10 protein-coding genes are annotated in these 13,465 nt (G+C 41.3%); 5 read left to right on the top strand and 5 right to left on the bottom strand.

Annotation, left to right across the window (positions count from 1 at the left end):
* Window positions 1–188 precede the first annotated feature (188 nt).
* Window positions 189–2,654, top strand: coding sequence for a TonB-dependent receptor domain-containing protein (locus QJ048_RS17280; protein WP_282335656.1), 2,466 nt, complete (start codon window positions 189–191; stop codon window positions 2,652–2,654).
* 443 nt (window positions 2,655–3,097) lie between these two features.
* Complete coding sequence (locus tag QJ048_RS17275) at window positions 3,098–3,589, top strand: YajQ family cyclic di-GMP-binding protein (protein ID WP_282335655.1); 492 nt, start codon at window positions 3,098–3,100, stop codon at window positions 3,587–3,589.
* Between the two features lie 229 nt (window positions 3,590–3,818).
* Here the strand turns inward: QJ048_RS17275 and QJ048_RS17270 are convergent, their stop codons facing one another.
* Together QJ048_RS17270 and amaB are read right to left on the bottom strand one after the other, a co-directional pair.
* On the bottom strand, window positions 3,819–5,501 hold the full coding sequence (locus QJ048_RS17270) for a S8 family peptidase (RefSeq protein WP_282335654.1): 1,683 nt from the start codon (window positions 5,499–5,501) through the stop codon (window positions 3,819–3,821).
* 303 nt (window positions 5,502–5,804) lie between these two features.
* Window positions 5,805–7,328: an L-piperidine-6-carboxylate dehydrogenase gene (amaB, locus tag QJ048_RS17265; RefSeq protein ID WP_282335653.1), complete on the bottom strand. Its 1,524-nt coding sequence runs from the start codon at window positions 7,326–7,328 to the stop codon at window positions 5,805–5,807.
* Between the two features lie 161 nt (window positions 7,329–7,489).
* Between amaB and QJ048_RS17260 the strand changes: the two genes are divergently transcribed.
* Together QJ048_RS17260 and QJ048_RS17255 are read left to right on the top strand one after the other, a co-directional pair.
* Entirely contained in the window at window positions 7,490–8,095 is a 606-nt protein-coding gene (locus QJ048_RS17260) for a DUF5034 domain-containing protein (RefSeq protein WP_282335652.1), read from the top strand.
* A gap of 1 nt (window position 8,096) precedes the next feature.
* Window positions 8,097–8,891, top strand: a complete 795-nt coding sequence (locus QJ048_RS17255) for a hypothetical protein (protein ID WP_282335651.1) — start codon at window positions 8,097–8,099, stop codon at window positions 8,889–8,891.
* Window positions 8,892–8,990: 99 nt separating this feature from the next.
* Here the strand turns inward: QJ048_RS17255 and panB are convergent, their stop codons facing one another.
* Window positions 8,991–9,806 (bottom strand): 3-methyl-2-oxobutanoate hydroxymethyltransferase, encoded by an 816-nt coding sequence (gene panB, locus QJ048_RS17250; protein WP_282335650.1) that lies wholly within the window; start codon window positions 9,804–9,806, stop codon window positions 8,991–8,993.
* A 235-nt stretch (window positions 9,807–10,041) separates the two neighbouring features.
* On the opposite strand from panB, the gene QJ048_RS17245 reads away from it, so the two are divergent.
* Window positions 10,042–10,227: a hypothetical protein gene (locus QJ048_RS17245; RefSeq protein ID WP_282335649.1), complete on the top strand. Its 186-nt coding sequence runs from the start codon at window positions 10,042–10,044 to the stop codon at window positions 10,225–10,227.
* Between the two features lie 44 nt (window positions 10,228–10,271).
* On the opposite strand, the gene QJ048_RS17240 is transcribed toward QJ048_RS17245, so the two are convergent.
* Both QJ048_RS17240 and ppk1 read right to left on the bottom strand, forming a co-directional pair.
* On the bottom strand, window positions 10,272–11,171 hold the full coding sequence (locus QJ048_RS17240) for a Ppx/GppA phosphatase family protein (RefSeq protein ID WP_282335648.1): 900 nt from the start codon (window positions 11,169–11,171) through the stop codon (window positions 10,272–10,274).
* Window positions 11,172–11,237: 66 nt separating this feature from the next.
* The gene (ppk1, locus tag QJ048_RS17235; protein ID WP_282335647.1) at window positions 11,238–13,406 is read right to left on the bottom strand and encodes a polyphosphate kinase 1; all 2,169 of its coding nucleotides are present in this window, start codon (window positions 13,404–13,406) and stop codon (window positions 11,238–11,240) included.
* Between the last annotated feature and the right edge of the window lie 59 nt (window positions 13,407–13,465).

Below are 13,465 nucleotides of genomic sequence, written 5' to 3'. Positions count from 1 at the left end.
ATTCAACTGTCTCAATCACCTCTCATAACAAACCACCGTAAAAGTGTAACATGAAAATGACCGATTCTGTCTTACCTACTACCGAATATCAGTAGCAAACACCGTTCGACATAAAACAATGTACTGTGTAATGCATAGTACATAAGTTTGTGTTGTAATAATCAATAAACAGTACTATACACCACACCATGAGAGATTTACTGACTATGCTGAAGGTCCTAACATTTGTAACCTTATCTTATATCAGCCAAGCACAAATACCTGGAAACCAAATTATTGGTGCCGTAAATGACGACAAAGGAAACCCGGTTCAGGATGCGACCATTTTGCTTCTGCGAGCAACCGACTCATCACAGGTCCTGATTCGCAAGACGGACGCAAAAGGACATTTCGAACTAAAAAATCTTATCAAAGGCAAATACCTTGTAGCCATTACAGCTATCGGTTATAAAAAATTTACGTCGGAGTCGATCGAAGTTACCCAGACTGGCACCGCAAAAGACCTGCCTGTAAAACTTACGACATCCAGTAAAGAATTGAACAATGTAACGGTTGTAGCCAACAGACCGCCTGTTGAAATAAGAGCCGATAAAACGGTTGTAAACGTAGAAGCATCCGTTACCAACGTGGGGGCTACCGCGCTGGAAGTTTTAGAAAAATCGCCAGGCATTACGATTGATAAGGATGGTAACATCAGTCTTAAAGGGAAACAGGGCGTTACTATCATGATAGACGGCAGACCGACTTATTTGTCTTCTGCAGATCTGACTAATTATTTGAAAAGCCTTCCTGCAAGTGCGTTGGATCAAATTGAGATTATGACGAATCCGTCTGCGAAATATGATGCTGCGGGCAACTCTGGAATCATTAACCTGCGCACTAAAAAGAACAAGCAAAAGGGTTTCAACGGTAGCCTCACGCTCAATTATGGACAGGGTTCATACTGGAAAACCAATAATAGCCTCAATCTTAACTACCGCACAGGAAAGTTCAACATTTTTGCAAACTACAGCTACAGCATTTGGAACGGCTACAACCAACTTTACATCACCCGCAAGTTTAAAGATGTCAATACAAAACAGATCAATGGCATTTTTGAACAAGACAGCTGGATGAAGTTTAAAGAAAGAAACAATAATCTTAAAGTAGGGATGGATTATTTCCTGAATAAGAAAACAACATTGGGCGTTGTATTGAATGGTTATTTAAACAAAGAGATAAACTACAGCGAAAGCACGATCTTCTTAAAAGATCCTAACTACAACACAGATTCTATTACGTCTTCCGTAAATACGATCGATACGCGATACAATAGCGGAAGCGTGAACCTGAACATGCGTCATCAGTTTGATACCACAGGGCAGGAGATAACCGCAGACGTTGACTTCGCAAACTATACCAATAAAGGTGATCAGCATTTTACCAACAACACCTTTAACCCTGAATGGTTGCTGATTGGACAACAATACCTGCGTGCTTACATGCCTGTAGATGTAAACATTTATTCCGGAAAGGTTGACTACACAAAACCATTGAAAGGAAATGCAAAACTGGAAGTGGGCATTAAGAGCAGTTACGTTACAACTGTGAACAGCGCCAACTTTTATAATATTGAAAATGGGCACGAAACCGTTGACAACAATAAAACGAACTCTTTTACTTACAAAGAAAATATCAATGCCGCGTACGTTAATTTCAATAAGAAAATCAGCAATAAGTTTAGCATGCAGGTAGGTCTTAGATACGAGAATACCAACAACAATGGCAAACAGTCCGGAAACATTGCACAGAAAGATTCATCTTTTACTAACTCGTATCACAACTTGTTCCCTACAGCTTACCTGACGTATGCGATAAACGACAAGAATGACCTGAACCTGAACTATGGCCGCCGTATCGACAGACCGGCTTACCAGGATATGAATCCGTTCATGTTCTTCCTGGACAACTATACGTACATGGTAGGTAACCCATATCTGCAGCCTCAGTACACCAACAATATTGAGTTTTCGCATACTTATAGAAAGTTCCTTACTACTACTTTGAACTATAGTCATACGAAGAATATTTTCGCTGAAACATTCGAGCAACAAGGAAATGCAACGATCATTCACAGAGGAAATATTGGCAAACGCGATAATGCGGGTGTAGCGGTAAGTGCTCAAATTCCGATAGCAAAATGGTGGACAGCAAGTGTGTATGCAAATGTGAATTACAACCACTATCAGGGTACACTGTATAACGAACCGCTGGATATTGAAGCGACTAATTTCATGACCAACATTAATAACCAGTTTAAATTTAAAAAAGGTTGGAGCGCAGAGTTATCGGGCTTTTACAGAACAAAAGGCATAGAAGGTCAGATCCTGCTTCATCCTTTCGGACAGTTGTCAGCAGGCGTTGCAAAAAACATTTTGAAAGACAAAGCAACGATCAAATTGAATGCACGCGATATTTTGTACACACAAAAGATAAAAGGAGAAATCAACTTCCAGCAAACAGAGGCAACATTCAATCAACATAGAGATAGCCGCGTAGTGAATCTTTCATTTGTTTGGAGATTTGGTAAACAAATTCAAAATGCCCAACAAAACAGACGCACCGGCGGCGCGGACGATGAAAGCAATCGCGTAAAACGCGGAGGCGGAGATTAGAAATTAATTGAAAATTGAAAGTTGAAAGTTGAAAATGGGTTGTTGTATGGGCGAATCGCATTCGACGAGATGCACCGGCGGGGGATTGAAAATCGAACATAGGAGATGCTTGCTACTTTCAGCAATCAGTACATAAAACATTTTCAACTTTCAACTTTCAATTTTCAACTAATTCCTAAACCTTACGCCTTGAAACACCCTTAAAATAGCAGCATAGTTACTCGTGGAATCTAAGGAGCACAGTTGGTGAGCTGTGTTCCTTTTTTTATTGGCGATCGCTGGTATTATTTTTTTAAGCAGCGAAATTAAATTCCAGCATTGCGGACTGTCAGGGCGAATGCAATTCGCCCCTACATTTTCAAATCTTCAAATTTTCAAATTGTCCCATTTTCCATTTTCAACTAAAATCCTACTTTTACAGCTTCACCATTAAATGATTTCTTATGCCATCTTTTGATATCGTAAGCAAAGTAGATGTACAAACAGTGGATAATGCCATTAATACAGTAAAAAAAGAAGTAACTAATCGTTTCGATTTTAAAGGTGCACACGTGGTTATTGAGTTGAATAAAAAAGATCTAACCCTTGCACTTGAATCTGGCAGCGACATGCAGTTGAACCAAATTATTGATGTTTTGATTAGCAGAAGCATGAAACAGGGCCTGCCTCCTGAAGTATTTGATCTGAGCAAGGAAGCTTATCCGAGCGGAAAAGTTGTGAAGAAAGACGTTACTATTCGCAACGGTATCAAGCAGGAAGACGCAAAGAAAATAGTAAAGAACATTAAAGACAGTGGCCTCAAAGTGCAAGCTGCCATCATGGATGATATTGTGCGTGTAACGGGTAAAAAAATTGATGATCTGCAAGATGTGATACAAGCCAGTAAAAGCTGGAACCTTGGACTCGCCTTGCAATTTGTAAATATGAAAAGTTAATACACGGCCGGATTTGATCCGGCCTTTTTTTATTGCAACTTCCGTAGAGGCGCATTGAATGCGTCTGGCAGGAGACGCGTTCAACGCTTCTCTACAATTGCCGATCAATGATATACTGTTGAACGGAGCGTCGCAACCTCAGTTCCATCTATATTCTACCGCCGACCCCAAAAAACAAGAATGCCGAACTTTCGTCCGGCATTCTGCATATAATGAATTCTTAATTGAATTAGTCTTTCTTGCCTTTTTTCAAAGAAGACTTTGGTGCTTTCTTGCCTTCAAGTTTCAATGTAGAAGCCAGTTTGATAGCTTCGTAACCATTAACGATACCACCGGAAGTACACAGGTCAGACATGTTCACCATATCATCAGAACCTGGTTTTTTAACTTGCTCAGGCAATTTAACCACAGACTTTTCTATCACCATTTTAACCTGTTGCGGAGTAAGTTCAGGATAATATGAAAGGATAAATGCGGCCAAACCTGCTACAACAGGAGACGCCATACTTGTACCTTGTGCATTGCCATAAGTGTTGCCACCAGGAATAGTTGAATAGATCTTAGTACCGGGAGCAAAAACATCTACAGTACTTTTTCCGTAATTAGAGAAAGAGGCTGTATAGCTTTTGAAGCTCTCTGCAGAAAGTTCGCTGCTGGCGCCAACGGTAATCCAGTTGGTCGCTCTCGTGCCGCTTGCTCTTAAATATGGATTAGGGAAGTTGTCAACTGAATCAACATTCGCAGCGTCGTTACCTGCAGCATGTACAAGCAAAACGCCTTTTGATTCAGCATATTTCACCGCTTCATCAACCCATTTTTTTTCTGGAGAGAAGCTTTTACCAAAACTCATGTTTACTACTCTTGCGCCATTGTCAACAGCATAACGGATAGCCAACGCGATATCTTTATCGTGCTCGTCGCCATCAGGAACGGCACGGATCGCCATGATCTTTACATTATCCGCAACGCCATCCATACCGAGGCCATTGTTGCGTTTTGCAGCAATGATGCCTGCTACGTGCGTGCCGTGGAAAGGATTGCCGCTCATTACATCGGCATTGCCGTAGAATTTATCATTGAAGTCCATTTCGTTGTCCTTTACGATCTCAGCGCGGTAAGGTTTTGGAGGATTGGAAGCACCATCTTTTTTTCTTTCTTCGCTGGTTACGTATTCACTAAGGCCATCGATGAATTCTTTGTTGGTAGACTCCATCATATTGTTTGCTTTCAGCAAATAAAGGAAGCCGGCTTTCGCTCTTGCTGCATCTGGAGTTACGGCTGCAAAAGAGTCAAGATCGTTACCTGAGTAAACATCTTTACCAATAGATTTTTTCAGAATGGAATCGTTCTTAACAGACATCTCTAAAACTTTCTGCAACATTTTTGTATCTACACCACCAGTTGCATCACCTACAACTTTCTCTTTTGCTTTCAGCCACATTTCGTACTCGTCTTTCTGCTCCTGGCTGAACTTCGTAACGTCTATAGGTTTGTTTTCATATTTGTCTTTGAATTGATAGTAAACACGGATGGCTTCGTAAGAATCTTCTTTCACATAGCGACCATCTTTCCCACCAATAAAGTTCCATCCATGCACATCGTCTACATAGCCGTTGTGATCATCATCGATGCCATTGCCTGGAATTTCTTTTGGATTCACCCACAATATATCTTTCAGGTCCTCGTGCAAAGTGTCGATACCTGCATCAATTACCGCAACGACGATTGTTGTTGATTTTTTTCCTTTTACGAATTCATAGGCTTTGTCCATACTCAAGCCGTACACGCCATCTTTCGATTTGTCAAGCAATTGCCAGCCGTGGGGTAAATCTGTTTTTACGGATGTTCCCTGTGCATATGTAGAACCACTCACCACAAGAGCAAATCCAGCTAAAATGATAATTTTTTTCACTTGTAAAAATTTGGGTTTATAATTTCCTACGCTGAAATAAAACGCTGTATCCCGGCAAAAGGTTGCCGCACAATAATTTCAGCGGATCAAATATGAGGATTAATATCTTACAAAAGAATACCGTTCACAAAAAAAGATATTGAACCGCGCATTTGCCAGATGCAAAGACTTACGGATTTTCAGACGAAAATTGTACATCATCGAATGTTTGCAATATTTGTCTGAATCAACGATAAACAATCGCAGCCTTTTAACAACTAATTCCAAAATCTTAGCCTTCCGAAAATGCCGGTTAATAAACTGCTAAAACTCGAACTTAATACCTTGTGCCAAAGGCAATTGGGTAGAATAGTTGATAGTGTTTGTCTGGCGCCTCATGTACGCTTTCCATGCATCACTGCCGCTTTCACGACCGCCGCCGGTCTCTTTTTCGCCACCAAAAGCGCCGCCAATTTCCGCACCGGATGTGCCGATATTAACGTTTGCAATACCACAATCGCTGCCTGCGTGAGAGAGAAATGCCTCTGCTTCGCGAAGATTGAGCGTCATGATAGCAGAAGATAAGCCTTGAGGAACGCCATTTTGCATCGAAATGGCCTCATCAATACTATCGTATTTCATTACATACAAAATAGGAGCGAAAGTTTCATGCTGCACGATGCTGTATTCATTTTTTACTTCAGCAATACAAGGTTTCACGTAGCAGCCGCTTTCGAAACCGTCGCCATTCATTTGGCCGCCCTCCACAATAAAGTTGCCGCCCTCAGCTTTGCATTTATCAATTGCATTAAGATACATGGTTACCGCGTCTTTGTCAATAAGCGGACCAACATGATTGAGCTCATCAAGCGGGTTGCCTATGCGCAGTTGTTTGTAGGCGTTTTTCAGTTTATCAGTAAATGCGTTATAAACATCTTTGTGTATGATCAATCTGCGGGTAGAAGTACAGCGTTGCCCTGCAGTACCCACAGCGCCAAACACTGCGCCAACCAGTGACATGTCGAGGTCTGCATCTTTGGAAATGATGATCGCATTGTTGCCACCCAGTTCCAAAATGCTCTTGCCCAATCTTGCACCAACAGCAGCACCTACCGCTTTACCCATTCTCGTAGAACCTGTTGCAGAAACAAGCGGAACATTTACATCATTGCTCATCCATTCCCCCACATCACGACCACCGATCACGAGATTGCTCACGCCTTCGGGAACATTGTTTTTAGCAAATATTTCCGCTACAATTTTTTGACATGCAACGCCGCACAAAGGAGTTTTTTCAGATGGTTTCCAAATTGTCACATTACCGCAGATCCATGCCAGCATACTGTTCCAGCTCCATACGGCAACAGGGAAATTGAATGCCGAAATAATGCCCACAATGCCAAGCGGATGATATTGCTCGTACATTCTGTGTGCAGGTCTTTCGCTGTGCATGGTAAGCCCGTGCAGCTGGCGCGACAAGCCAACAGCAAAATCGCAGATGTCTATCATCTCCTGCACTTCGCCATAACCTTCCTGCAGGCTTTTGCCCATTTCGTAAGAAACGAGCTTGCCGAGATCTTCTTTGTGGTGGCGTAATGCTTCACCGATCTGCCGCACAATTTCGCCGCGCTTTGGAGCAGGCCACAGGCGCCATTTGGCAAACGCGTCTTTTGCTTTTGCAACTACGGCCTCATAATTTGCTTTATCTGCACCTCTTGCTGCGGCAATCAATTTGCCATCAACGGGAGAGTAGGAAAATAATTTTTCTCCATTGGCAGCCGGCCATTCCAAACCTGTGGACACGCCATTATTGTCGTTATCGATGTGTAGTTTTTGTAAGAATTCCATATGGCAAAGTTAACGATGGATGATGTAAGGTAATAATTGAATAACTGTAGTTATAAGGCAAAGTTGACTCAAAAGTTCAATTATTCAGTTATTCCGTTAGTCAATTATTGTTTTTGTGCAACGTATCTACCACCTTAATTGTCAACCTGAAAACCCCTAACATGAAACTTGCCCGTATATTATGCTGGCTGCTGCTACCGATGATTGCCGGTACCATAGAAGCCTGCTGTAGTTGCCCCGAAGGATTAAAGTATTTATTTGCCATCGACAAAATAAAACTTCAAGTTTTAGATAATAGTGGCCCTGAGCCTGTGGTAACAAGAGCTGATACACTTTGTAGAAAATGTTATGGAGTAATGCTTGAACTTGAAACTGTAAAGGTTGGACAACATAAGACGAGTCAACCTTTGTTTATGGAATCGGCATATGCAGCAGGGTTTTGCGAATGTCTCTCCAGTGGCTTTACAGGTGATTCTAAGGATACTATACAAAGTATACAGGTGTTTACTGTGCTCGATTTTGATTCCACACACAAAGCAGGCTCTGAGGTTACATCATTCTTTTTTGTTGATGCCACAAAGCCTCTTCCCGCCAACGGCATTTTTAACCAACCAATTTATACCTATGCAGAAGAGCCGAAGCCTATTGATTATAATTTCATTCTCATGCACGAATCTGACTATTCACAATGTCAATTTCGTGTAGTGGTCACAGTGGCAAGTGGGAAACAATTTGAACAAACTACTGCAGTAACCCATCTTATTTAATATGAAAGGCTATTTTCTTTTCTTGGGCGTGCTGCTATGTTGCGTCTCTGGTATACAAGCGCAAAAAAAGAAGCAGCTATATTACGCTGAAAGATCAAAATTTATACTCAGTCTTGAGGCCGGCGGACTTATCCCGCTTCATGGTTTTTCAAATCAAGATCCCTTTTTAAAAAATGCAACCAACATAGATAAAGGAGGTGGCTTCTTTCCTCTAACCAGGGTGGCTTATTTTCTTTCAAAGAAATGGGGGGCTGAGTTTGAATTTTTACCATGGATATTAAATCCCGCAAACACGGGGCAGGCCCAGCAATACTTAAGCAACCAATACTTAAGCAAATATTATGTGAACGCTTCGTCGCCAATGAATAGTCCCGACGCACTTGTGGTTAGTTTCATGATAGGGCCGATCTATAAAATTACATCGGGCAGGTTTATGATCGTTCCAAAATTATTATTTGGTATCAATAGTTACGATGGAATGATGGCCAACTATTCGTTGCATTTAAAAGAAAAAAATGGCAATGAAATTATTGACAAGATGTATAACTGGAACCAGGATGAATCAACCCAGGTTGGTTGGGTGTTTTCGCCTGCCTGCACATTTTCCTACAGGTTACTCAGAAGATTGGGGATAAACGTAAGTGCTAATTATCTCTTTTGTCCATCTGTTCGCATTGCATATACAACAACGGAACAGAATTATAAATTACAACAGCAAACTTCTCAAACCTATGTCTTTGAAAGTTCGCTCCAAAATGTAACAGTGGGCGCAGGCATTTCGTTTTTGTTGAAATGATTAAACTGAGCATAGAAAATCAAAAAACAAAAATCAAAAGTCAAAAGTGGTTCATTTTACAGAGTCCCTTTTTGACTTTTGACTTTTTAATTTCAATTATTAGTACTGCTCCTTCTCATTCGGGAAATCCTTCCTTCTGACATCCTTCACATACTGATGCACAGCATTTGTGATTTGTTCATGAAGGTTTGCATATTTTCTTAAAAAGCGAGGTTGGAATTCATTGTTGATGCCCAGCATATCGTGCATTACTAATACTTGTCCATCACAGTGTGGACCTGCACCAATGCCGATTGTTGGAATGGTTAGGCTCTCGGAAACTTCTTTCGCTAACTGAGCAGGAATTTTTTCCAGCACCACCGCAAAACATCCCGCTTCCTGTAGCAATATGGCGTCACGTTTTAATTTTTCTGCTTCAGCTTCTTCTTTCGCTCTCACCGCGTAAGTGCCGAATTTATAAATAGATTGAGGTGTTAAACCCAGATGCCCCATAACAGGAACGCCGGCAGAAATAATTCTTTTAACAGATTCCACGATCTCTTCACCACCTTCCAGTTTAAGGGCGTGTCCGCCGGACTCTTTCATTACGCGAATCGCAGAAACCAACGCTTCTTTTGAATTACCCTGGTAGGTGCCAAATGGCAAATCAACTACTACAAGGCTTTTATTTACGCCACGAATGACAGAAGAGGCATGATAGATCATTTGGTCAAGCGTAATGGGCAAAGTAGTTTCGTGACCCGCCATTACATTACTCGCAGAATCGCCCACCAATATAACATCTATACCCGCCGCATCAAAAACACGGGCAAATGAAAAATCATAAGCGGTAAGCATGGCAATTTTTTCTCCTGCTGCTTTCATACGCAACAGCGTATTGGTGGTAACTTTTTTTACTTCGTTGTGAACAGACATGTTTGCAATTTTAAGATTAGAATATAGGCGGCAAATGGTAATATGGATCTGCGTTAGAATAAAACATATCTGTCCGCATTTGCCCAAGTGGAAAGCGAAATTAGTAAAAAAACATACAATGGCACGCGGATGACACGGATTGGACTGATTTCCTCGGATATTTGGAAGCCGAATAATTGTGCAACAAATATTATTGAATGATATTGAAACGTAAGTTTGCAAAAAAATGAAACAGATGAGGGTTGCTGTTGCAAAAGAAAGGCCTGAAGATTCTGTTACGAAAGAATTGAAATGGTGGAAAAACAAGGCGTTCGTAAAAGAACTGAACAGACGCTGCGCTGACTGGGAAACCGGCAAGGACAAGGGCTATACAATGGAAGAAATAGATGCATCAATTGAGCAATTGAAAGCTCAATCCTAATCAGTGTAAATCAGTCCAATCCGTGTCATCCGTGTGCCAACTTCTCACACCTTCACCATCTTCTTACTCGTCAGTTCTGCATACAATGACTGTACTAATCCATCTGCCAAACCTATTTTTGGAACGTAAATAACTTCTGTATTTGCCCAACGCATCACATTAATGTAGATCGCAAGCGCAGGCACAATCACGTCGGCGCGGTCCTCACGAAGGTTGTAAAGACGCATGCGCTCCGGCACAGAAAAGCTTGATAATTCTTTATGATAATCTTTTAAAAGTTCCAGTGTTAGCGGCTTGCCATCCTTCCTTTTGGACAACGAGAACACCTTGTTGATATTTCCACCGGAACCAATGGCAACAACGTTTGGAATACCCTTTGTTTTTTCCTTGATAAAATTCTTCATGTTCGCCCAATGCGCTTCCTCCACCTGGTTCTTAAGAAGGCGAATTGTTCCTATATTAAAAGACTCTTTAAAGACCAATTGATTGTTGCTGAAAAAAGTAAGCTCCGTACTGCCACCGCCCACATCAATGTATAGATAAGAATTTTGCTTATCCATGTTCTCCGCAATGTGGTTCTCGTAAATGAGAGAAGCTTCCTCACTTCCGGAAATTATGTGAATTTCTATTCCCGTTTCTTTCTTTACTTTTTGAATGATCTGTTGAGAGTTGGTAGCATCACGCATGGCAGAAGTCGCGCAGGCGCGATAGTATTTCACGTCATAGACATCCATCAGATCGCGATAGGCTCGCATGGTTTTAATAAACATATCCTCTCTGTCCTTCGAAATCTTTGCCTGGTCAAAAACGTCGAAACCTAATCGCAGCGGCACACGCACAAGATTCAGTTTGTTGAACTGCGGTTTGCCTTCAGCAGTTTTTACAACCTCTGTGATCAAGAGCCTGGCGGCATTGCTTCCTATGTCTATAGCGGATAATTTCATTCGTAGGTAAAAAGTTCAAAAGTAAAAATTCAAAACTTAACTGACAAAATTCGCACCTCGCTGCGTCTATCCTTGTGTTACAACAGAAACGGCAGAAATGTTTTGCTCATCGTCGCTAACCACCTGTGTTCCATCTGTCTTTTTTTTATCCTCTTTCTTTTTGCCCTTTGAAAGCAGGTAGTTATAAATTTCTATTTGCGAACGGATTGGTTTTTCATCTTCCGGATGAGTGACATATTCGTTTCTTAGATTATTGTCCAGAATTCTTGCCTTCACATTATCGCTCAGTTGGATCTTCAATATATTCTTGATTACCTTTTTTATGTTTTTGTCGATGATAGGACAAGTTGCTTCTACACGATGGTCAAGATTACGTACCATCCAGTCGGCAGAAGAAATAAACACTTTTTCATCGCCTCCATTATGGAAAATGAATACCCTGGCGTGTTCCAGGTATTCGTCCACAATGCTGATCGCTTTCACCGGCGCTTTGAATTTTTTGTTCTCTGTGTACATACAAATGATACCGCGAATGATCAGGCTAATTTCCACGCCAGCAATCGCTGCGTCATTTAGTTTAAGGATCAGTTCCTCATCAGAAAGTGAGTTCATCTTCAAAATGATCTTCGCCTTTTTTTTGCGCTGCACCATTTTGATCTCGTTATTGATCAGTTTGATTAATTCCTTTCTTAATGAAGTGGGGCAGGGGATAAGCGTTTTGCAAAGATTCAAAACATTGTTATCTGGTTTGGGTTTTTCCAGGTAATTGAACATTCTGTTTAGGTCAGCCATTAGGTTTCTGTTGGCAGTAAGCAAACAATGATCTCCATAAATGCGGCTGGTGCTTTCATTCAAATTACCCGTACTTATAAAACCATAACTCACCGTGCGGTTATTTACCTTTTTCCTGATCATACAAATCTTCGCGTGAACCTTCATGTTCGGGTAACCAATCAAGACTTTCACTCCTTCCAGCTCCAGCAATTCCTTCCATTCAAGATTTGCTTCTTCGTCAAACCTTGCCTTTAATTCCAGCATTACCGTTACCTGTTTGCCATTTCTCACAGCATTGATCAGGGCATTCACAATTTTGGAATTCGCCGCAAGACGATAAGCCGTTATTTTAATAGAAGTAACACTTGGGTCGATCGCTGCTTCGCGCAAAAGATCAATAACCGGATTAAATGAATGGTATGGGAAATTGAGCAGAATATCTTTTTGCAAAACAATATCCGTAACACGATGACTGTCGATCAGGCCGGGATGGATGAATGGCTTCCTTCTCGGATTTTTCTTGAAAACATCCGGGAAGTCCATAAAGTGACGGAAGTTGTGAATCCGTCCGCCCGGACTTAAATTTCCTTTCTTGGCAAGGTTCAATCTGCGAATAAGGTATTCCAGTAAACCCGGATCCATTTCTTTGTCATACACAAATCTTACCGGCTTTCCTTTTCTGCGGTTTTTTAAACCTTTCTCAATTTTTTGGACAATATTCGTAGAAACGTCGTTGTCAATATCGATCTCAGCGTCCTTGGTCACTTTAAAAACCCACGACTCATATTTGTCATAACCGAAATAGCTGAAAATCGATGGAAGATTGTAGCGAACCACATCTTCCAGCAAAATAATATGATGCTCGCCTTCAGGAGAAGGGAGTTGTATAAAACGACCTACGGCGCGGTTGGGCACTTCGATCAGCGCATATTTCTGGGCATAAGCAGTGTCCGATTTGGACATCACCACGCCTAGATAAATTGATTTCTCGCGCAGGTAAGGAAATTGTGGAATGCTTTCGATCATCAGCGGGATCGTGTTGGCACGCACATTTTCTTCGAAAAACTTGATAATGAACACTCTCTGTTCGCGTGTGAGGTCCTTTTCAGTAAGGAGAAATATCTTTTCCTTCTCCATTTCCAGCTTAATATCGTCCCAAATGCGGTTGAATTCAGTTTGCTGGCGCAAAACGATCATTTGTATTTCGTCGATGATCTTTTCCGGGGAGGTTTCCAGGTGCATATTTAACTTGCCTTTTCCTCCCAGTTCAAACATGCGTTTCAGCGTAGCCACCCTCACGCGGAAAAACTCATCCAGGTTATTGGAAAAAATACCCAAAAAACGAATCCTTTCCTTCAAAGGCACATTTTTATCCGCCGCTTCCTGCAAGACCCTGGCATTAAACGACAGCCAGCTGATATCCCTGATAATTGTCTTATTTCTCATTTCCTGAAGTAACATTTGCGCCTTTTTTCCCAAATAAATGAAAATTAAAGGCTGCTTGAAATTAAGTAATTGTT

Origin of the sequence: Pinibacter soli (genome assembly GCF_029961145.1) — a bacterium.
Lineage (GTDB): Bacteria > Bacteroidota > Bacteroidia > Chitinophagales > Chitinophagaceae > Pinibacter > Pinibacter soli.
The sequence above is the reverse complement of the archived record's forward strand: the minus strand, read 5'-3'. Positions and strand labels throughout refer to the sequence as shown.